The following is a 19,855-nucleotide window of genomic DNA, read 5'->3' as shown; positions in this document are numbered from 1 at the left end:
AAGGCAAGCAACCTCTATTGTAACGGTTTCAGGCCTCTCAAGGTATGTCACATAGGATATGAAAGTGGTCACAAAGGCCATCTTCCTATCACGGTTCAAGGAGTCTTACGTGCAACAAGCCGATAAAGGATGGTGGTGTTGGGTGGCGATCTCCGGGGCGCTGATGGTTGCACTCGGCGCCTACGCTGCTCATGGGTTGGCCGCGTGGGCCAGCGCCGATATGGTGAGCGCGGTGGAAACCGGAGTGCGCTACCAGGCGTGGCACACCCTGGCCATGCTGGCGGTACTGGTCTGGCGAAGTCAGCGTCCCCGGGCGGGCCAGCGGCTGGTGCTCTCGCTCTGGCTGCTGGGTACGCTGGCCTTTTCCGGCTCGCTCTACGCCATGGCGCTGGCGGGGCTGAACCTGGGTATCGTTACGCCCCTGGGCGGCATTGCCCTGATGGGTGGCTGGCTTGCGCTGTTGCTGGTGGTGCTGATCGCCCGGCCCTAACCCGGTGTGCTCCGCCAAGATGAGCGTCAAGAGATATCGGACGGCCGGTCGATATCCCTCAGCACCCCGGGATCGTCGACCGGGTAAGCCCGGTGGTGGTCGGCGTTGGCCTTGAGTACCGCCCTGGCGCCTTCGCCGCTTTCAAGTCGTGCAAGCGCTGGCCAGAAGGCGCGGCCAAAGATCACCGGGTGGCCGGGCGTGCCATCGACGCTGGGCGATACGATCGTCTCTGGCGTGGCGTGCTGCTTGAGCGCGATCAACGTGGCGGGTTGAAGGTAGGGCATATCCCCCAGCAGTACGGCAGCGGCGTGGGTATCGGCCAGGCTGGGGTCTTGGATGAGCGCAGCAAACGCCTCGCCGATACTCGCACCCAGGCCCTTGTGGGCATTTGTGACGCGTATCAGTTCGTGCTCGTCAAGATCGTCCAACGCATCCTCTGTGCGCACCACCACTTTCAGCATGGAAAATGCGCCTCGAGCGTTGGCGATACTCGAGGCCAGCAGCAGATCTCCATCGCCCAGGCGAGCCAGACGTTTATCCGCCGCGCCGAAGCGGCGCGAATAGCCCGCGGCCATCACCAGCGCGATTACCGGCTCAGAGTTCATCGAGGCGCTTGTCGTGCTGCACGCGTACGATATCCGCCATCACCGCCAGGGCGATTTCGGCGGGGGTCTTGCTGCCAAGCGAAAGCCCGATGGGCATGTGAATGCGCGCAAGCTCGGCCTCGTTCAAGCCCCCGGAGCGCGCCAGCCGCTCGGCGCGCGCCTTCGAGGTGCGCTGTGACCCCATCACGCCGATGTAGAAGGCGTCGGTGCGCACGGCTTCCATCATGGCCAGGTCGTCGATGCGCGGGTCGTGGGTCAGCGCCACCACGGCGGTGGCGCCGTGGCACGTATCTTGCGAAATATACGACGAGGGCAGCACGGTCTTTACAAGAGCGCCGGGCACGTTGAAACCAGCGCAGGCGCGCTCATCCGGATCGCAGACAATCACTTCATAGCCCAGCGTCACGGCAAAGGCCGCACACGGCATGGTGATCGGCGAAATACCGGCGATCACCAGGCGATGAGCGGGCGATACGCGCATGTGAATGGTGCTTTCGTGGCGCTCCACGCGCGGGCCGGTCGGGGGGGCGGGGCGAAACGCGCGCGCCCCGCTTTCGGTGTCTATCTCACGCATCAACGGCTCACGGCCCTTGAGCGCGTTCAAGATCATGCCTAGATGCTCACGGGTCTCGTGTGTCGGTGCCAGCCGTTCCACGAGCACATCCAGCACGCCGCCACAAGGCAGTGCCACGTTTGGGGCGTCGCTGTCCGCGGTGTCCCCGTAGCGGGTGATCGTCACGGTCTGTGCGAAGGCACCGTTTTCGAGCCTGTCGAGAAAATTCTCTTCCACACAGCCACCGGAGAGCGAGCCCACATGCTCGCCGCGCGGGTTCACGACCAGCCAAGAGCCCGGCGCCCGGGGCGAGGAGCCAAAGGTTTCAAGCACTGTGCAAAGCCAGATCGTCTCGCCTTGTTCGCACCAGGTGAGCGCCTGCTCGATGACCTTCAGGTCTAGGTGTTGCATGGGGTAACGCCTTCCTTGTTCAGCGACCTGCAGGCCGGGCCGGTGTCTTTGTGCAGTCTAGCGTAGACCAATTGTGTGCTTTAACAGGGGTTATCAGAAGAATTGGGCTGATGGCTTCAATTGTGACTATGCTTAATCCGTCATGACCGTGACCAGGCATAGCAACGAAAAAATTAAAGGCAATTCAAATGACCTCAACGACGACGTTCGAGAAGTCTCACGGCAGCGCTGGGACGCGCTCAGCAGTTGCCCTGACGATCAATGGCCAGCGCCACGAGCTGGAGCTTGATAATCGCACCACGCTGCTGGATGCTCTGCGCGAGCATCTAAAATTCACCGGTTCCAAAAAAGGCTGCGATATCGGCCAGTGCGGCGCATGTACGGTGTATATCAACGGCAAGCGGGTGAATGCCTGCCTGACCCTTGCCGTCATGCACCAGGATGATGAGATCACCACCATCGAAGGGGTGGGCGATGTCGAGCACATGGACCCCATGCAGCAGGCGTTCATCGAGCACGACGCCTTCCAGTGCGGCTACTGTACGCCGGGTCAGATCTGTTCGGCGAACGCGGTGCTCGAGGAGATCCGTGCCGGCATTCCCAGCCACGTGACTCAAGAACTGACCGGGCCCATCGAGATCAGCGATGAAGAGATCCGCGAGCGCATGTCCGGCAATCTGTGCCGCTGCGGCGCCTACGCCAACATCCTGAAAGCCATCAACCAGGTAGCCAAGGAGCGTTCATGAAAGCCTTTTCCTATGAGCGCATCGATGATGCCGCCCAGGCGGCGGCGCGCGCCTTTGAAGTGCCGGGCGCCAAGTTCATTGCCGGCGGCACCAACCTGCTCGATCTGATGAAGCACGAGATCGAAGTACCGACGCATCTGATCGATATCACCCAGACCGGCCTTGAGGATATTACCGAGACCGACGAGGGTGGTGTGCGTATCGGGGCGCTGGTGAGCAACACCGCGCTGGCCGCCAATGAGCGCATCCGGCGCAACTACCCGGTACTTAGCCGGGCACTTTTCTCCGGCGCCTCGGGCCAGCTTCGCAACAAGGCCTCGACCAGCGGCAATCTGCTCCAGCGTACCCGCTGCCCCTACTTCTACGATACGGCGATGCCCTGCAACAAGCGCGAGCCCGGCGCTGGCTGTGCCGCGCTCGACGAGGGCGCCGACACCCGCCAGCTGGGTGTGATCGGTATCTCCGATTACTGTATCGCCACGCATCCCTCGGATATGGCGGTCGCCCTTCGTGTGCTGGACGCCGAGGTGGAAACCATCGACCCCCAGGGACAGACGCGCCGGCTCACCCTGGACGAGTTCTACAAGCTTCCCGGTGACACCCCGGAAGTGGAGAACGCCCTTGAGCCGGGGGAAATCATCACCAGCGTGGTACTGCCTGCCCCGATCGGCGGGCGCCAGCAATACTACAAGGTACGCGATCGCGCCTCTTACGCCTTTGCGCTGGTCTCGGTGGCACTGATTGAAACCGATGACGGCAAGGGCCGTGTGGCGCTGGGCGGCGTGGCCTCCCAGCCCTGGCGGCGTGATGAAGCCGATGCCGAGCTTGGCAATGGCGCCAAGGCAGTAATGGCGAAGCTTCTGGACGGTGCGCGCCCCACCGATGAAAACGCCTACAAGCTGACGCTTGCCGAACGTACGCTGGCCGCCTTGCTGGCAAAGGAGTGATGTATGGATTTTAATCAATCAGCCGACGAGAACCTCTTCGATCACGCCCGGATCATCGGCAAGCCCCATACCCGGATCGACGGCGCGTTGAAAGTCACCGGCACGGCACCCTATGCCTACGAGCGCCATGACGTGGCAAAGAACCCGCTGGTGGGTTACCCGCTGGGATCGAGCATCGCCAAGGGGCGCATTACCCGCATGGACGCCACGGCGGCACGTAACGCCGAAGGCGTGGCGGCCGTGATCACTGCGCTGGATATCGATGAGCTGCCGCGGGCCGAAAGCAACGTCGCCAAGCTGTTCGGCGGCGATATGGTCGAGCACTACCACCAGGCGATCGCGGTCGTCATCGCCGATACCCTGGAGCAGGCCCGAGCGGCCACCTCGCTCATCGAGGTGGAGTACGAGGAAATACCGGGTGAGTTCGATCTGGATGATGCCTGGAAGCGGTTGCAGGACAGAGACGTGGTTTCGCATGTGGGCGATGTGGACGCGGCGTTTGAGCGCGCGGAGGTCACGCTCGACGAGATCTATCACACCGCCTCGCAAAGCCACGCCATGATGGAGCCTCACGCGACCATCGCGGACTGGTGCGATGGCAAGAACATGACGCTCTGGACCTCGAATCAGATGATCGAGTGGACCCACCAGGCGCTGGCCACCACCTTCGAGATGGATCCGGAGAACATCCGTCTGGAGAGCCCCTACATCGGCGGCGGCTTCGGCGGCAAGCTGTGGCTGCGTGCCGATGCCGTGCTCGCCGCCCTTGGCTCAAGAGAGACCGGCCGTCCGGTCAAGGTGGCGCTGCCACGCTCGTTCATCTTCAATAACGCCACCCACCGCTCCGGTACCGTGCAGCGAATGCGTATCGCCGCCGGCAAGGATGGGCGCATCACTGCGTTCGATCATGCGGCAATCTCACACACCTTGCCCGGCGGCAGCGGTGAAGACGCGGTCAATCAGACGCGCTGCTTCTATGCCGGTAAAAACCGCCGCACCGCGCACCATGCCATCGACATGAACCTGCCGGAATCCGCCGACATGCGCGCCCCGGGCGAGGCCACCGGCCTGGCGGTGCTGGAAATCGCCATGGACGAAATGGCCGAAAAGCTCCAGATGGACCCGGTGGAGTTCCGGATTCTCAACGACACCCAGGTCAACCCGGAAGAGCCCGAGAAACGCTATAGCGACCGCCATTTCGTGGAGTGTTTACGCAAGGGCGCCGAGGCGTTCGGCTGGGCCTCGCGCAACACCACCCCCGGCGGGCAGCGTGAAGGCCAGTGGCTGATCGGGCACGGCATGGCCGGCGCCTATCGCGGCGCGCCCACCCTGGATTCCGGCGCGCGGATACGCCTGAGCGAAGGCCGTTTGATCGTCGAGACCGACATGACCGATATCGGCACCGGCTCCTACACCATCATTGCTCAGACCGCTGCGGAAACCATGGGTCTCGAGATGGACGATGTGGAAGTGCGTCTGGGCAATAGCGCCTACCCCACGGCCTCGGGCTCCGGCGGCCAGATGGGTGCGGCCAGTGCCACCGCTGGGGTTTATGCGGCGTGTCTGGCGCTACAAGGCGAGATCAACAAGCGCCTGGGCGTCGCGTCGGCGCGCTTCGAGAACGGCCAGGTGATCACCGATGATAAAAGCGTTGCCCTTCGCGATGTAGCCCAGGGCGAAGAGATCGTCGGCGAAGACACGCTGCACTTTGGCGATTTCAAGGATGACCTGGAGATCGGCACCTTCGCGGCGCATTTCGTAGAAGTGGCGGTACACGCCTACACCGGTGAAACGCGCCTTCGTCGCATGCTCTCGGTGTGCGATGCTGGGCGTATTCTCAACCCAATTACCGCGCGCAGCCAGGTACTGGGCGGCATGACCATGTCCATCGGTGCGGCGCTGACCGAAAGCCTGACCGTGGATACCACGCGGGGCTTTTTCGCCAATCACGATTTCGCCGGTTACGAGATCGCAGTCCACGCCGACATTCCCGACCAGGACGTGATCTTTCTGGACACCGTCGATGGCGCATCCGCCCCTCTCAAGGGTAAGGGGGTCGGTGAGCTGGGTATCTGCGGCGGCGCGGCGGCGGTGGCGAATGCCATGTACAACGCCACCGGCATACGCCTTCGCGACTACCCGCTGACACTGGACCGGATGATCGATCAACTGCCCGCCGTCTCTTAAGTCTCCTTGAGCGGCAGCGCGTAGCTGGCGGTGACATGCGCCACCGGGCGTGTGTCATCGCTGGTCGAAAAGACCTGCACTTCCCCCACGCCCATGCGCCGGCCAAGCTTGATCAGCCGGGCATGGGCGATCACGTCGTGCTCGCCGGATGCGGCGCGCAGAAAATGGCAGTTGAAGTCGCTGGTCACCGCCATCGGTTCTGGGCCGATCTGGCCCAGAATCGCCACGTAAAGCGCGACATCGGCAAAGCCCATCAGTGTCGGCCCGCTCACCCGAGGCCCGGGTCGCAGATGCTCGTAACCAATCGTTAGGCGCATCGTCGCACACATCTCGCCCACGCTTTCTACCCGGCCCATGCGCTGAGGGAACACCTCGTCCAGAAACTGCTCGATTCGCTCGACATTCATGACAGTCATTGTTGTTGTATCCGCTCTTTTGATTAAAGGGATTTTTTAAAGATGCCACAAAAAAGCCCCGAGCACTTGCCCGGGGCTTTTACTGGTCGCTTTCTACTGCTCAGGCCGTATTACTTCGCCTTGTGCACCTGGCGCCACTCGTGAAGCAGCGGTTCGGTGTAACCGGAGGGCTGTTCACGGCCTTTAAAGATCAGGTCAGACGCCGCCTTGAAGGCGGTGGAATCGTCGAAGTTGGCGCTCATGGCGGTGTAGCTTGGGTCTCCCGCATTCTGCTCGTCGACCACCTTGGCCATGCGCTCGAGCGTCTCTTTCACGCGGGCCTCATCGACGACGCCATGATGCAGCCAGTTGGCAATGTGCTGGCTGGAGATACGCAGCGTCGCCCGGTCTTCCATCAGGCCGACGTTGTGAATATCCGGCACCTTGGAGCAGCCCACGCCGTGCTCGACCCAGCGCACCACGTAGCCCAGGATGCCCTGGCAGTTGTTATCCAGCTCCTGCTGCTTTTCGTCATCGGACCAGTTGGCGTCTTCCGCCACCGGTACGCTGAGCAGGTCATCCAGCAGGTCCGTCTCGCCCTGGCTTTCCATCTCGCGCTGAACGTCTGCCACTTTCACCTGATGGTAGTGCAGCGCGTGCAGCGTGGCGGCGGTGGGCGAGGGCACCCAGGCGGTGTTGGCGCCGGCTTTCGGGTGACCGATCTTCTGCTCGAGCATGTTGTGCATCAGATCCGGCATGGCCCACATGCCCTTGCCGATCTGGGCGCGGCCGCGCAGGCCGCAGGCAAGGCCTACCTGGACGTTGTTCTTTTCATACGCAGTAATCCACTTGGCGGCTTTCATATCGCCCTTGCGCACCATGGGGCCCGCTTCCATGACGGTATGCATCTCGTCACCGGTGCGGTCCAGAAAGCCGGTGTTGATGAAGACGACACGGGAGGTCGCCTCGGCAATGCACGCTTTCAGGTTCACCGTGGTACGGCGCTCTTCGTCCATGATGCCCATTTTCAGGGTATCGCGACTCATGCCCAGAATATCTTCCACGCGGCTGAAGAGTTCGTTGGCAAACGCCACTTCCTTGGGGCCGTGCATCTTGGGCTTGACGATGTACACCGAGCCCGCCCGGGAGTTGCGCGGCTGGTCGGCGTCCTTTTTCAGATCATAAAGCGCCAGAAGCGACGTCATTACGGCATCGAGAATGCCTTCGGGCAGCTCATTACCGTTTTCGTCCAGAATGGCCGGCGTGGTCATCAAGTGGCCCACGTTGCGCACGAACATCAGCGAGCGGCCGGGAAGCGTGACGCTGCCACCTTCGGTAGTCTTCCAGGTGCGGTCAGCGTGAAGCTTGCGGGTGGTGGTCTTGCCACCCTTTTCGATCTTCTCTTCCAGGTCGCCGCGCATCAGGCCCAGCCAGTTGCTGTAGACGCCGACCTTGTCTTCGGCGTCCACCGCGGCCACGGAGTCTTCGCAATCCATAATGGTGGTCAGTGCGGCTTCCACCACCACGTCCTTGACGCCCGCCGGGTCGGTCTTGCCGATCGAATCGTTGGCGTCAATCTGGATCTCGAGGTGCAGGTCGTTGTTGGCCAGCAAGACAGCGCTTGGCGCGCTCTCTTCGCCGTTGAAGCCGATCAGCTTGCCAGGATCCTTCAGCCCGGTTTCGCGGCCGCCGTCCAGGGTCACCACCAGGTGGCCATCGCGCAGGTGATACTTGACCGCGTCATGGTGAGAGCCGGTAGCCAGGGGAGCGGCACGGTCCAGCACGCCGCGAGCGTAGGCGATGACCTTCTCGCCGCGCTTGGGGTTGAAGCTCGACCCCTTCTCGGCGCCGTTTTCCTCGGAAATGGCGTCGGTGCCGTAAAGCGCATCATACAGGCTGCCCCAGCGGGCATTGGCGGCGTTGAGCGCGTAGCGGGCGTTACTGACCGGTACCACCAGCTGCGGGCCTGCCTGAATGGCAACTTCCCGGTCGACGTTGGCCGTTGTAACGCTTACGTTGGCGGGCGCGTCGACCAGGTAGCCTTGTTCCTTGAGAAAGCCACGGTAGGCAGACATGTCGCTGACCGCACCCGGGTGCTCTTGGTGCCAGCCGTCGAGCGCTTTTTGAAGCGACTCGCGCTCTTCCAGCAGGCGCTGATTTTTAGGCGTAAGATCAAAGAACAAGGCATCGACGCCGGACCAGAAGGCGTTCTCGTCGACGCCGGTGCCCGGCAGAGCCTGTTCGCTGATGAAACGGTCCAGGTCGGCGGCCACCTGTAAACGGTGACGCGTGATACGCTCGCTCATGGGTCTCTCCTTTAGGGAAGTGCCCGTGGGTTGATGACGCTGCCACGGCCAGGGTAGAAATCTATTTGTGGAAAATACTTCCACAACTGACCAGGCATGTAAACAGCGTAGACGCTAAAGCGCTTCCATGCTCGACTAAATGATAATAAAGCGCGCGCGATGGCCATGGTGTACTTTCGTGGCTCAAGGGAGAGACGCAATGCATGAGTTTCAACATCTGTCAGAAGTCTTTCGCCAGACGCCGGATGCGCCGGCGCTGCACTACCTGGCGCCGGATACGGCGCTGTCCCGCGCGGTACAAGGCTACTTTCACCATTACCAGCTAGAAACCCTTTTCACGAGCACCCCCTCGGTGTATGCCGGGTTCATCGATACCGGACGTTTCAATCTGTGGTGCCAGGTGTGGAGCCCCATTGCGCCCAAGGGGACGGTGTTCGTGGTACATGGTTATTTCGACCATCTGGGGCTCTATCGCCATCTGCTGAAAAGCCTGCTGGACAAGGGCTGGCTGGTGGTGCTCTGGGACTTGCCCGGCCATGGACTGTCAAGCGGTCCACGCGCTGAAATCAACGAATTTGACGACTACCAGCACTGCTTTACCCACCTGAAGGAAACCCTGCAGGGGGCAAGCCTTGCCCCGCGGCCCTGGGTGGGTATCGGCCAGAGCACCGGTGCAGCCATCCTGGCCACCGATGCCCTGGCCAAGCGTGAGGCGGCCCACTGGGCGGGCATCATCTTGCTAGCCCCCCTGGTGCGCCCCTGGCGCTGGACCCAGGCCAGCTGGATGCATCTGATCGCCAGCCCCTTCGTGAAAGAGCTGCCCCGCAAGTACCGGCCCAATTCCACCGACGAAGCCTTTACCGTCTTTCTGCGCGAGCAGGATCCGCTGCAACCGGAACGCCTCAGCGTGGCCTGGATATCGGCCATGCGCCGCTGGATTCCCAAGCTGCTGGCATTCGAGCCGTTGGCACTGCCTACGCTGATCCTGCAGGGCGAGCAGGACATGACGGTGGACTGGGAGCGCAATCTCGAGATTCTGACCGAAAAACTTCCCGAGGCGTCGGTATATCGCCACCCCGAGGCGCGCCATCACCTGGTGAATGAAGCCGTCGCCATCCGCGAGGCACTGTTTGAAGCGCTGGAGACGTTCATCGATACCGTGGATACCGAGTTTCACGAAACGGTTCGCCCCGATGCTGCCTCGCAGGCGGCCGCCCCGGATGAGCTCACCTTTTAACATCTCACGCGGCCAACCAGGGCTCGATTAAACAGTCATCAAGGAGGCGTGAGTGACATCACCACCTCGTTCCCATCCCCAAGGCTTGCTTGTCAAAAGGCCGGTGGCCGTAATCGCTCTTGCCCAGCTGCTCGGCACTTCACTCTGGTTCAGTGCCAACAGCGCCTTTGATGAGCTGATACGCGCCTGGAACGTCAGCGCCGCCGACATCGGCTGGCTCACGGGGGCGGTACAGGGTGGCTTCATTCTGGGCACACTGCTGCTGGCGCTGTCCGGCTTGGCAGACCGTTTTCGGGCCAGTCATATCTTCGTGGTCTGTGCGCTGGCCGGGGCGCTGTTCAATGCGCTGTTTGCCTGGGGAGCGCAGGGGCTTGTTGATGCGCTGTTCTGGCGCTTTCTGGTGGGGCTGAGCCTGGCGGGCATTTACCCGGTAGGCATGAAGCTGGTGGTGAGCTGGGCTCCCGACCGCACAGGCCAAGCGCTTGCCCAGCTGGTGGCCATGCTCACACTCGGCACCGCCTTGCCCCACGGGCTCAAACAGCTGGGCGCCGAGCTGCCCTGGCAGATCATCATCAGCGCCTCATCGCTTCTGGCCCTGGCAGGCGCAGCGCTGATCTTCCTGTTGGGCGACGGCCCGCACCTGCCCGGCAGGGCGAACCCGGGGGCGAAACGCCTGCGCGTGAACGAGGCGTTCAAGGTGGCCCGCTTTCGCGCGGCGGCCTGGGGCTATTTTGGCCACATGTGGGAGCTTTACGCCTTCTGGACCGTGGTGCCGCTGCTGGTGGCAACGTCCGTGCTGCCTGAAGCCTACCCCGCCCTCGGTGTGCCCGGCATGGCATTCGCCGTGATCGCGGTCGGGGCACTTGGGTGCCTGCTGGGCGGGGCGCTTTCGCGCAAGCTAGGCAGCGCCCCGGTGGCGCTGGCGGCGCTGGCTATCTCGTGCTTGTGTGCGGTGCTGTTCGCGCTTTTCTGGCGCACGCTTTCGCCGGTTTGGCTGTTCGCGTTGCTACTCGTCTGGGGTGTGGCGGTGGTGGCGGACTCGCCGCAGTTCTCGGCGCTGGCCGCAAAGGCCTGCCCGCCGGCTATCGTGGGGGCCTCGCTGGCTATTCTCAACGCCATCGGCTTTGCCATTACCGTGGTTTCCATTGCCGCCGTCACGGCGCTTTTCGAGCGCGTGGGGCTGGACGCTGCCTGGCTTCTGGTTCCGGGGCCTGTGGTGGGACTTCTGGGGGTTGTCCTCACCCTGCGTGGCAGGCCCGAAGCCCGGTATTGACGTTGCAGTGTGTCGGCTCTGGCCAAGAATGCCTGATCTTGACCTATGGGTTACACATGGGTTCTACGCTTGTAAGAACCGATTAAATAAGCGCTGACCAGGGAGGATGACGATGATAACTCGCGCCCCTACAAAAGCACGGGTGTATCGAATGAATACCCCGAGCCACCGTTGCCCGTTCGGCTTGAAAACCGTGGGCCTGCTCAAACGCAAGGGCTTCGAGGTGGAGGATCACTGGCTGACCTCCCGCGAGCAGACCGATGCATTCAAGGAGCGGGAAAGCGTCAAGACCACCCCACAGACCTATATCGATGGCGAGCGTATCGGCGGTTACGAGGAAGTACGCCGCCACCTCGGCTTGCGCGTGCGCGACCCTGACGCCACGACCTACCGCCCGGTGCTAATGATCTTTGCCGTCGCCTTGTTGGTCGGCCTGGCCGTGAGCTGGACGGCCGAAGGCACCCTGCTGGCCGACAGACTTCTGGAATACGCTATTGCCACGGCCATGGTGCTGTTGGGCCTGCAAAAGCTTCAGGACGTGGAAAGCTTCAGCACCATGTTCGTCAACTACGACTTGCTCGCCCAGCGCTACGTGCCCTACGGCTACGTTTACCCGTACGTCGAAACCTTGGCGGGCGTTTTGATGCTGGCCGGCGTGCTGATCTGGCTGGCCGCCCCGCTGGCGTTGTTCGTGGGCGCCGTGGGGGCGGTTTCCGTGTTCAAGGCGGTGTATATCGACAAGCGCGAACTCAAGTGCGCCTGTGTAGGCGGTAGTTCCAACGTGCCGCTTGGTTTTGTGTCGCTGACCGAGAACCTGGTGATGGTGGGCATGGGACTCTGGATGCCGCTGAGGATGCTAATGGGGTGAGCGACAAACGCCCGATGGCGTGAGCGACCGGCCCAGCGCAAGCATCAGCAACGCGACCAGCTGCGTGGCACCGACGAGCCCGAGTGTGCCTGGCCAGCCCCACCGGCTGAAGCAGAAAGCCGACAGCGCCGAGCCCAGGGCGCCACCGGCGTAATAGAAGCAGAGGTACATGCCGCTGGCAAACGCCGCGGGTACGCGTGTGGCCTTGCTGACCAGGCGGGTGGTCAGGGTCTGGAGCAGGTACGTGGCGATCGAAAACCCAGCCACGCTCCAGAGAATCGAGAGATAACTCGTACCGGCGAAGGCGAGCGAGATCCACAAAAGCGCGATGAAGGGCCAGAAAAAAAGCGCCTCGCTTCGATTTTTGTAAAGCAGCGGACTTGCGATCACCACCGCGATAGCAGGCAGGCTCGCCAGATAAACGAGTCCGATCTGGGAGGCGCTCTGCTCGAAGGGCGGCTGGGCAAGCCTGAGCCCCAGTACGGTGAAGATGGCACTTTGGGTGAACAGCAGCGTAAACCCCACACAGTAGGCCATCACCAGCTTGCGCTCAGTGAACGATTGCTTCAAAAGCGCGAGAAAGTGTGGCGGTGCCGAGGGCGGCATGGGCGCCGGCGAGCGCCGCCGGGATGCATGAGCAATGACGAGCCACGCAAGGCTCAGAACCCCCGCCGCGCTCGAAAATCCCCCGGCCCAGCCAAGGGCATCCAGCGCCCAGGCAGGGTAGAAGCGGCTCAGCGTACTGCCGGCTATGGTACCGGCAACGAAGTAGCCCACCCAGCCGGCGCGCTGGCGCTCGCTTTCGGCCTCGGCCAGGAGCGCTACGCAGGCCGTCAGCACCCAGGGAAGCACGACACCCTGCCCGAGGCGTACGAGCAGCGTACCAGTGAGCGTGGTGCTGGCGGCAAGCGCGGTGTTCAGCGCGATCAAGAGCCCCACTCCCACCAGAATGGCGCTGACAGGTGCAAGCCGGCGCGTGATTCGGCTGGCCCAGGGCGCGGTCAGCATCATGCCCAGCAGCGTGGCCATATTGAGCCAGCCCGCCTGAGTGAGGCTCGCCTCCAGGCGCACGGCAAGCCACGGGTAGATCGCCTGAAGCTGGTACAGGTTGAAAAAGGCGGCGGTGGAGCTTATGAGTATTAAAAGACGCATGGCCGCCTCCTGTGCTGAGCAAGAGTGCTACGGTATGTTAAAGGCCTGCTGCATGAAAGGTAGTTTTCCGCTTACCGCTACTCGTTTGGTCATCTTCGATACCTAAGCGCTGCGCTATTTCCTGGCCGTGGCCGAAGAGCTCGTGTTTGCCGCGCCGCTACATATAGCTGACCGTTTCTGAGCCAAGCCCTCAAGCAGTTCAAAGCGAGCAGGGCGGGGTACTGCAAGCTATAAACTCAAAACCCACGGGAGTCTCACCGTATGACGGATATTCTGATCTCTGCCCAGGAACTGATGGAGCGTCTGGGTCGCCCCTCCTCCCCCAAGGTGCTGGATGCATCACTGCCCAACAGCCCCATTGCGTCTTATGTACCGGAGGATGATCGCAAAATCCCCGGCGCCCTTGAGTTCGATATCGAGCGGGTCTTTTCCGACCCGGACGCGGCGTTTCCACATACGCTTCCCGCAAAGAAGGCGCTGGAAGAGGCATGCCAGAGCCTTGGCCTGAACCTCGACGACGAGATCGTGGTTTACGACAACCGTGGCGTCTACTCGTCCCCGCGCGCCTACTGGCTGCTTAGCCAAGCGGGCTTCAAGCATGTAAAACTGCTGGATGGTGGCCTGCCGCACTGGCTTTCCTTATCGCTGCCGGTCCAGCAGGGGTATTCCAAGCCGATGTCGCTTTCCGCCCGTCCTGAACTCCAAGCCAATGAAAGCGTGGTCAGCGTGGACGAGGTCTTCGACAATATCGCGCACCAGCGCTTCAAGCTGGTGGATGCCCGTAGCGCCGAGCGTTTTTCCGGCGCAGGCCCCGAGCCCCGTCCGGAATTGCCCAGTGGCCACATCCCTTCCTCGGTCAATCTGCCCTTCACCGAGCTTCTAAAAAACGGGCACTTCAAAAGCCAGCAAGAGATTTCACGGCTCATGCTGGGTAAAGAACTTGATCTCGCGGATCACCTGACCTTCAGCTGTGGCTCCGGCATCACCGCCTGCATCGTATGGGTGGCCGCGGAACTTGCCGGGTATGAGCACCTATCGTTGTTCGACGGGTCCTGGACGGCGTGGGTGATGAGCGGGCGTCACGAAGGGTGATACGCTCAGCCTTTACCCAACATCCGTTCCAGCTGCCGATAGCCGATCGCCTCGATCAGGTGTGCCTGGCCGGGCTTGGGTTCGCCCTGTAGATCGGAAAGCGTGAGTGCTACGCGCAGCACGCGGTGGTAGGCTCGCGCCGAGAGCTTGAGTCGCTCCAGCACGCCGGCAAGCCAGGTGCGCTCTTCGTCGTTCAGGTCGCAGGCGGCTTCCAATGCCTTGCCGCTGAGCTGGCTGTTGAGCGCGCCGCGCGCCATCTGGCGCTCTCTGGCGGCCATCACGCGCTCGCGTACCGCCTCGGACGACTCTCCTTCGGTTTGCGCGGTGAGTTGCTCTGGTGGCAGGGCCGGGACTTCTACCTGCAGGTCGATACGATCCAGAAGCGGGCCTGACAGCCGTGCCTGGTAGCGCTGGATCTGGCTGGCGGTGCATTGGCAGCGGGTGCGTGGGTCGCCCAGGTGGCCGCAGGGGCAGGGGTTCATCGCGGCCACCAACTGGAAGCGGGCCGGGTATCGCCGTTCGTGGCTGGCTCGAGACAAGTGGATTTCGCCGGTTTCCAAAGGCTGGCGCAACACCTCCAGCACGCTTCGGGAAAACTCCGGCAACTCGTCGAGAAACAGCACGCCCATGTGCGCAAGAGAAATTTCGCCAGGTTTGGGTTTCGAGCCGCCGCCCACCAGGGCTGCGGCACTGGCGCTGTGATGGGGCTGGCGAAAGGGACGCTGGCCCCAGTCGGCTTCCAGGGCCAGCCCACACACCGAGCGCACCGCGGCGACCTGCAGGGCATCGTCTTCACTAAGCGGCGGCAGAATGCCCGGCAGGCGGCTGGCCAGCATGGTCTTGCCGGTGCCCGGCGGGCCTGCCAGCAGCAGGTTGTGCCCCCCGGCAGCAGCGACTTCCAGCGCCCGGCGCGCCTGGTGCTGGCCGCGTACATCGGCCAGATCCGGCGCCGGGGTTTGGGCTTTCGGCGGGGTAGACAGTACGTGAGGGGTGATACGCGTTTGATCCAGCAGATGGGCGACCACGTCCCAAAGCGTATTGGCAGGCAGTACTTCCAGGCCGCTACCCGCCAGGGCCGCTTCGTCGGCGCAGGCGAGCGGTACGATCAGCTTGCGTTTGGCGGCTTTGGTCGATAGTGCAAAGGGGAGAATGCCGGGCACCCGGCGCAGCTTGCCATCGAGTGCCAGTTCGCCGGCGCATTCGATGCCCTCGAGCGCCTCCACCGGCAACTGGCCGGAAGCAGCGAGAATGCCCAGCGCAATGGGCAGATCGAAACGCCCGCCCTCCTTGGGCAAATCCGCCGGGGCCAGGTTCAGGGTGATGCGCCGGGTATTGGGAAAATCGAACCCCGCATTGACCAGCGCACTGCGTACGCGCTCGCGGCTCTCCTTTACGGCGGCTTCCGGCAGGCCTACCAGCGTCAGCCCCGGCAGGCCGTTGGCCAAATGCACCTCGACCTGCACCGCCGGGGCATCGAGCCCCACGCCGGCGCGTGTGTTTACGATGGCAAGCGTCATGACCGTCTCCCGCGTTGAAGCCTAATTTTTCTTTTGGAAATTAAACTTAACGCATTTGACGCGCGCTGGGTAGCCACCTGGAAAGGAAGCTACCTGGAAAGAGAGTCCATTGGAGAGGGAGTTGATTGGAAAGGTTGGCCGGCCAGGGCGAGGCGGTGTCAGTGTTCGCTGAGGGAGCGAGGTTCTTCGCCATGGGCCAGGGCGGCGGCAAGTTCCTTGGCAAAGCGCTGGACCGAAGGCAGCGCCCCAAAGCTCCATACCGGGGCCAGACGCACCAGCCTGTCGTTTTGAACTGCCGGCAAATGCTGCCAGAGCCCGCTTTCGCTGAGCTGCGCTTGTACACCGGCGGGAAGCGGGTCGACGATCACCAGTGTGGCATCGGCATAGCGGGCAAGCGCCTCGACGCCGGTGAGCACAAACCCCCAGGCGTTGGTGGGTTCCTGCCAGGCGTTCGTCAATCCCAGTTTATCCAGTACCGCGTTGTACAGGCTGTTCTCGCCAAACACCCGCACATGGCGGGCATCCATGAACTGAATCATCAGCAAGGGTGGGGTATTGGTGGGTACATCTCTGCGTAGCTCGCCCAATAGCGCCTCGGTGTCATCGACCAGGGCATCGGCTTCGGCTTCGCGATGGGTGATGGCACCCAGGCGCTGGGTGAAGTCGAGAATCTCCTGCCACGTGTTCGCCCCCGGCGAGTAGAGCGCAAGCGAAATCACCGGGGCGATGCGCTCAAGCTTCGGCGTCAGCCCTTCGAACATCGGCGATATCAAAAAGCCTTCCGGCGGTGACTGCGCCAGCAGCTCGAAATTGGGCTGCTGGCGAAGCCCCAGGTCGGTGACGTCATCGGGAATGCGTGGTTCGCCGACCCAGTCGTGGTAGGCGGGGATCTGGGCGACGCCGCTGACCGGGGCATCGATCGCCAAAAGCGTCTCGGCAATGGTCCAATCGAGGGTGGCCCACTGGGCCTGGACGCTGGTGATCGGTACCAGACCCGCGATGAGCAGTAGACTACGAACGAGAAGCGTGGTGGCAATAGAGCGCATGGGCGGGTGTCGCGTAAGAAATCAGCCGGTATTTAAACGATCATCATGCTTGTTTGCAAACCTGGACGTGGCAAAACGTCCAGGCGCGGTGGCCTGGACGAAATGCGGGCGTGACGCTTTGGACGGCAGCGACTCGCTGAATTAGAATGAAACTCATCCAACATTGTGGGCCTGGGGGAGTATCACTCGACGCTGGCTAGTACTCCAGCGACCAACCCAGGGTGAACGTACGCCCGCGAGCCTGGTAGTCGTACAGGTACTCCGGCCCGTAGGTGGGGGAGTAGAAGCCGACGGCGCGCTGGCCCCAGGGTGTGGAATACTGCTTGTCGGTCAGGTTGCTGATGCCAAGGCTTACGGTGCCAAGGCCGGTGTCCTGGCTGCCGATCAGATCAAAAGTGGTAAAGCCGTCGATACGCTCGCCCTCGGCGTCCTTGTACTCGCGGGCGTGGCTGCCCTGCAGGCGCAGCGTGCGCGCATCATCCTGCCAGGCCACGTGGGCGGTCAGGCTATCCTGGGAAGGGTAGGGGGCCACGGTAATGCCCCGGTCCTGCCAACTGCCGTCTACCTTGCGCTCGGAGGTAAGTGCATGCAGGGTGCCGCCCACTTCCCAGTCGTCACCGATATAGCGTGTTACCGAGGCCTCCAGGCCGTAATCGCGTCGGTCATCGTCGATCTGGGTGACGTTGAGGTCGCGATCCAGCTCCATGGCGGTGTCCGACCAGGCGTAGTAGACCGCCGCCTGGGTCAGCCAGTCGCCGCCCTGGTAGCGCCAGCCAAGCTCCACCTGGCGGGTCTTGATGCCGTCCAGCGGGTTGTCCGCCACGGTCTGCCCGGCGCGACCGTAATACTTGGAGGGGTCGGGCAGCTCGAAGCCTTCCGAGTAGCCCAGCCAGCTCTGGTGGCCGTTGTCGAAATCATACAGGGCGCTGGCGTTATACAGCGTAACGTTGTAGTCGCTGGAGCCGCCGGGCACATTGTTGAAATCGTCGATGTCCACGTCCATGCGCTGGTGGCGAATGCCGCCGCTGAACTGGAGCTGCTCCGTTGCCCACCATTCGCTCTGAGTAAACAGCGCCAGGGTATCGATATCGAAGCCCGGGTAGCGTGGGGTGATGCTGCCGGCGTGCTGCACAAGCCCTCCGGAGGCGTCGCTGGCGGCACGGTCAAAGCGCATTTGCGAGGCGTCGAACGACTCCCGGTCCATGTCCGCGCCGTAGGTCAGATTGAGGCGTTCCGTCAGGTCCGCCGAGAAAAGCCCCTTCAAGCCGCTTAATTTGGTGTTCTGCTGTGAGGCGGCAAAGTAGTAGCCGCCTCCCTGAGCGGCGTAAGGGAAGGGGTAAAAGCTGGATTCCTCTTCCCGGTGAAACGCCTGAAGGTAGAAATCCTGATTGAGCAGGTTGGCGTGATGGTAGTTGGCGCTGAACATCTTGCGGTCGGTGCGCGGGTCGCGGTCGGCGGTGAAGCCGTCGCGAATGTCGGCATCATCCAGGTTCGGCGCGCTAGCCGCCAGGTTGGGGTAGTAGACCCCACGGTCGCCCTTCTTGCCGGAATCATACAGCTGGCCGCTGAGCATCAGGGTCTGTTCGCCGGCAAGCTCGATGCGCACATTGCCGAGAATATCCAGGTGGCGATTGTCCTGCAGGTCGCTCTGGGCGATATCGGGGAAGATCTCGTCGCCTCCGGCATCGTACTGGCGGCCGTTCTCCACCAGCGAAACGCCAATGCGTCCCTGCACTGTGTCATTGCCGCCACTGGCCGACTGCGAAAGCCGCCGGTCGAAATCGTGGCGCGTGTTGAACCCGCTGGTCACGCTGGCCTGGGTCTCGAAGTGGGGGCGGCCGCTTTCCCCCTGTTTGGTGATGATGTTGATCAACCCGCCCGTGGCGCCGCCGCCATAGAGGCTGCTGGTGCCGGAAAGCACTTCCACACGTTCGATATTGAACGGGTCGATGGCGTCGAACTGGCGCGACAGCCCCCGCGAGTTGTTAAGCGATACGCCGTCGATGAGTACCTGCACGCTGCGCCCGCGCATGTTCTGCCCTGCGTTGGTGCGCCCCTGCGGCCCAAAATCGAGCCCCGGCACCAATCTGCCCAGCGCCGTTTTCAGATCACCCCCGGCATTGATCTGCTGCTGCAGTTCTGGACCTTCAACCACATGAACCGCGCCAGGGATCTGGCTGATCTGCGTAGGCGTGCGCGAACCGACGACTACCAGGGTTTCCTGAGGGGCGGCTTCGTTCTGGGGAGCCGGTGGGGATTGGGAAAAGGCGAGCGTGGGAAAAGCACCGCCCAAGAGGCCAGTGCTGATGACGATAATGCGGTTCATGGGGTATCCAGAGAACAGGTTGTTGTTAACGCTGATCCTATCATTGGCACCACAGAACGCAATGATAGATGTTCTCATTTTTGATGTTTGCCGGCGCGTCCCCCCTTCAAGAATCGTGAGCGGCCGCGCGGCTGAACGTTTTACTTATCGTCTTTCGATGGGCTGCCGACGGCCGGTTTTTTGGCGGTCGCCGCTTTCCTGGGAGTTTTTGGCTCAGGACTCTTCGTTTCAGTGCTTTCCGACTTGGGGCTTTCCGAGGCTTCAACCGATGCTGTGGGCGCAGGTGGCTGCACCTCGGCTTCCATGGGCGTTGCCTTGTCTGCCTGGCTTGCGTCGATCGAGGCTTCAAGATTGGCCACCTGACGCTCCAGCGCTTCGACTCGTGAGCGGGTGCGCTGGAGCACATCCATCAGGATATCGAAATCCTCGCGGGAGACCAGCTCCATACGGTCGAAGGCGCCGCGCATGACTTGCTGCACGCCCTTTTGAATATCTTCCGGCGCGTGGGATGCATTTTGCAAGCGGTCGCCAATCTGCTGAGCGATTCGGCTGATGCGGTCTTGGGTCGCCATGGCTATCTCCTGATACGAACGCATGAATATGAACAGCTTTGAAGTAAGGATACGCAACCCAGGCGAAATACGCATGCTTCCCACGCATTTAAACCCGGACTTTTTCAGTGCATCAAAACAAGGCGCGCGGTT

17 protein-coding genes are annotated in these 19,855 nt (G+C 62.3%); 8 read left to right on the top strand and 9 right to left on the bottom strand.

What is annotated here, in order from left to right; translation table 11 throughout:
- Window positions 1-109: 109 nt before the first annotated feature.
- Entirely contained in the window at window positions 110-490 is a 381-nt protein-coding gene (locus ACWF8S_RS16630; protein ID WP_447554563.1) for a DUF423 domain-containing protein, read from the top strand.
- A gap of 26 nt (window positions 491-516) precedes the next feature.
- Here the strand turns inward: ACWF8S_RS16630 and ACWF8S_RS16625 are convergent, their stop codons facing one another.
- Complete coding sequence (locus ACWF8S_RS16625) at window positions 517-1,095, bottom strand: nucleotidyltransferase family protein (protein WP_447554561.1); 579 nt, start codon at window positions 1,093-1,095, stop codon at window positions 517-519.
- A complete protein-coding gene (locus tag ACWF8S_RS16620; protein ID WP_447554559.1) occupies window positions 1,085-2,059 on the bottom strand; it encodes an XdhC family protein in 975 nt (324 codons plus the stop codon). The genes ACWF8S_RS16625 and ACWF8S_RS16620 overlap by 11 nt, the downstream gene beginning before the upstream one ends.
- A gap of 188 nt (window positions 2,060-2,247) precedes the next feature.
- Here ACWF8S_RS16620 and ACWF8S_RS16615 point away from each other — a divergent pair, with 188 nt between their 5' ends.
- Genes ACWF8S_RS16615 through paoC form a run of 3 tightly spaced genes read left to right on the top strand, consistent with a single transcriptional unit; the run spans window position 2,248 to window position 5,939 of the window.
- Window positions 2,248-2,805: a 2Fe-2S iron-sulfur cluster-binding protein gene (locus ACWF8S_RS16615; protein ID WP_447554558.1), complete on the top strand. Its 558-nt coding sequence runs from the start codon at window positions 2,248-2,250 to the stop codon at window positions 2,803-2,805.
- The gene (locus ACWF8S_RS16610) at window positions 2,802-3,752 is read left to right on the top strand and encodes an FAD binding domain-containing protein (RefSeq protein ID WP_447554557.1); all 951 of its coding nucleotides are present in this window, start codon (window positions 2,802-2,804) and stop codon (window positions 3,750-3,752) included. Before ACWF8S_RS16615 ends, ACWF8S_RS16610 begins: the two co-directional genes overlap by 4 nt.
- A gap of 3 nt (window positions 3,753-3,755) precedes the next feature.
- On the top strand, window positions 3,756-5,939 hold the full coding sequence (paoC, locus tag ACWF8S_RS16605) for an aldehyde oxidoreductase molybdenum-binding subunit PaoC (RefSeq protein WP_447554556.1): 2,184 nt from the start codon (window positions 3,756-3,758) through the stop codon (window positions 5,937-5,939).
- Here paoC and ACWF8S_RS16600 read toward each other — a convergent pair.
- Together ACWF8S_RS16600 and ACWF8S_RS16595 are read right to left on the bottom strand one after the other, a co-directional pair.
- Entirely contained in the window at window positions 5,936-6,355 is a 420-nt protein-coding gene (locus ACWF8S_RS16600) for a PaaI family thioesterase (RefSeq protein WP_447554555.1), read from the bottom strand. The two genes, paoC and ACWF8S_RS16600, sit on opposite strands and share 4 nt — an antisense overlap.
- Window positions 6,356-6,465: 110 nt before the next feature.
- The gene (locus ACWF8S_RS16595; RefSeq protein WP_447554554.1) at window positions 6,466-8,640 is read right to left on the bottom strand and encodes a malate synthase G; all 2,175 of its coding nucleotides are present in this window, start codon (window positions 8,638-8,640) and stop codon (window positions 6,466-6,468) included.
- Window positions 8,641-8,839: 199 nt separating this feature from the next.
- Here ACWF8S_RS16595 and ACWF8S_RS16590 point away from each other — a divergent pair, with 199 nt between their 5' ends.
- From ACWF8S_RS16590 to ACWF8S_RS16580, 3 genes are all read left to right on the top strand, one after another.
- A complete protein-coding gene (locus tag ACWF8S_RS16590) occupies window positions 8,840-9,877 on the top strand; it encodes an alpha/beta hydrolase (protein WP_447554553.1) in 1,038 nt (345 codons plus the stop codon).
- Window positions 9,878-9,929: 52 nt separating this feature from the next.
- Entirely contained in the window at window positions 9,930-11,150 is a 1,221-nt protein-coding gene (locus ACWF8S_RS16585) for an MFS transporter (RefSeq protein ID WP_447554552.1), read from the top strand.
- A gap of 151 nt (window positions 11,151-11,301) precedes the next feature.
- Window positions 11,302-12,018, top strand: coding sequence for a glutaredoxin family protein (locus ACWF8S_RS16580; protein WP_447554550.1), 717 nt, complete (start codon window positions 11,302-11,304; stop codon window positions 12,016-12,018).
- Here the strand turns inward: ACWF8S_RS16580 and ACWF8S_RS16575 are convergent.
- On the bottom strand, window positions 12,007-13,170 hold the full coding sequence (locus ACWF8S_RS16575; RefSeq protein WP_447554549.1) for an MFS transporter: 1,164 nt from the start codon (window positions 13,168-13,170) through the stop codon (window positions 12,007-12,009). The two genes, ACWF8S_RS16580 and ACWF8S_RS16575, sit on opposite strands and share 12 nt — an antisense overlap.
- 261 nt (window positions 13,171-13,431) lie before the next feature.
- Between ACWF8S_RS16575 and ACWF8S_RS16570 the strand changes: the two genes are divergently transcribed.
- Window positions 13,432-14,262: a sulfurtransferase gene (locus ACWF8S_RS16570; RefSeq protein WP_447554548.1), complete on the top strand. Its 831-nt coding sequence runs from the start codon at window positions 13,432-13,434 to the stop codon at window positions 14,260-14,262.
- A gap of 5 nt (window positions 14,263-14,267) precedes the next feature.
- On the opposite strand, the gene ACWF8S_RS16565 is transcribed toward ACWF8S_RS16570, so the two are convergent.
- From ACWF8S_RS16565 to ACWF8S_RS16550, 4 genes are all read right to left on the bottom strand, one after another.
- Window positions 14,268-15,779, bottom strand: a complete 1,512-nt coding sequence (locus ACWF8S_RS16565; protein WP_447554547.1) for a YifB family Mg chelatase-like AAA ATPase — start codon at window positions 15,777-15,779, stop codon at window positions 14,268-14,270.
- 158 nt (window positions 15,780-15,937) lie between these two features.
- A complete protein-coding gene (locus ACWF8S_RS16560; protein WP_447554546.1) occupies window positions 15,938-16,825 on the bottom strand; it encodes an ABC transporter substrate-binding protein in 888 nt (295 codons plus the stop codon).
- A 196-nt stretch (window positions 16,826-17,021) separates the two neighbouring features.
- Window positions 17,022-19,151 (bottom strand): TonB-dependent receptor, encoded by a 2,130-nt coding sequence (locus ACWF8S_RS16555; RefSeq protein WP_447554545.1) that lies wholly within the window; start codon window positions 19,149-19,151, stop codon window positions 17,022-17,024.
- A gap of 140 nt (window positions 19,152-19,291) precedes the next feature.
- Entirely contained in the window at window positions 19,292-19,723 is a 432-nt protein-coding gene (locus ACWF8S_RS16550) for an accessory factor UbiK family protein (protein ID WP_447556626.1), read from the bottom strand.
- Window positions 19,724-19,855: the final 132 nt, after the last annotated feature.

The sequence above is a fragment of the Vreelandella xerophytica genome (assembly GCF_968048975.1).
The sequence above is the reverse complement of the archived record's forward strand: the minus strand, read 5'-3'. Positions and strand labels throughout refer to the sequence as shown.

What these genes read in the sequence shown, in the direction of transcription:
- ACWF8S_RS16625 (WP_447554561.1), bottom strand. Translation starts at nt 1,095, where the DNA reads ATGAACTCTGAGCCGGTAATCGCGCTGGTGATGGCCGCGGGCTATTCG.
- ACWF8S_RS16620 (WP_447554559.1), bottom strand. Translation starts at nt 2,059, where the DNA reads ATGCAACACCTAGACCTGAAGGTCATCGAGCAGGCGCTCACCTGGTGC.
- ACWF8S_RS16615 (WP_447554558.1), top strand. Translation starts at nt 2,248, where the DNA reads ATGACCTCAACGACGACGTTCGAGAAGTCTCACGGCAGCGCTGGGACG.
- ACWF8S_RS16610 (WP_447554557.1), top strand. Translation starts at nt 2,802, where the DNA reads ATGAAAGCCTTTTCCTATGAGCGCATCGATGATGCCGCCCAGGCGGCG.
- paoC (WP_447554556.1), top strand. Translation starts at nt 3,756, where the DNA reads ATGGATTTTAATCAATCAGCCGACGAGAACCTCTTCGATCACGCCCGG.
- ACWF8S_RS16600 (WP_447554555.1), bottom strand. Translation starts at nt 6,355, where the DNA reads ATGACTGTCATGAATGTCGAGCGAATCGAGCAGTTTCTGGACGAGGTG.
- ACWF8S_RS16595 (WP_447554554.1), bottom strand. Translation starts at nt 8,640, where the DNA reads ATGAGCGAGCGTATCACGCGTCACCGTTTACAGGTGGCCGCCGACCTG.
- ACWF8S_RS16590 (WP_447554553.1), top strand. Translation starts at nt 8,840, where the DNA reads ATGCATGAGTTTCAACATCTGTCAGAAGTCTTTCGCCAGACGCCGGAT.
- ACWF8S_RS16580 (WP_447554550.1), top strand. Translation starts at nt 11,302, where the DNA reads ATGAATACCCCGAGCCACCGTTGCCCGTTCGGCTTGAAAACCGTGGGC.
- ACWF8S_RS16575 (WP_447554549.1), bottom strand. Translation starts at nt 13,170, where the DNA reads ATGCGTCTTTTAATACTCATAAGCTCCACCGCCGCCTTTTTCAACCTG.
- ACWF8S_RS16570 (WP_447554548.1), top strand. Translation starts at nt 13,432, where the DNA reads ATGACGGATATTCTGATCTCTGCCCAGGAACTGATGGAGCGTCTGGGT.
- ACWF8S_RS16565 (WP_447554547.1), bottom strand. Translation starts at nt 15,779, where the DNA reads ATGACGCTTGCCATCGTAAACACACGCGCCGGCGTGGGGCTCGATGCC.
- ACWF8S_RS16560 (WP_447554546.1), bottom strand. Translation starts at nt 16,825, where the DNA reads ATGCGCTCTATTGCCACCACGCTTCTCGTTCGTAGTCTACTGCTCATC.
- ACWF8S_RS16555 (WP_447554545.1), bottom strand. Translation starts at nt 19,151, where the DNA reads ATGAACCGCATTATCGTCATCAGCACTGGCCTCTTGGGCGGTGCTTTT.
- ACWF8S_RS16550 (WP_447556626.1), bottom strand. Translation starts at nt 19,723, where the DNA reads ATGGCGACCCAAGACCGCATCAGCCGAATCGCTCAGCAGATTGGCGAC.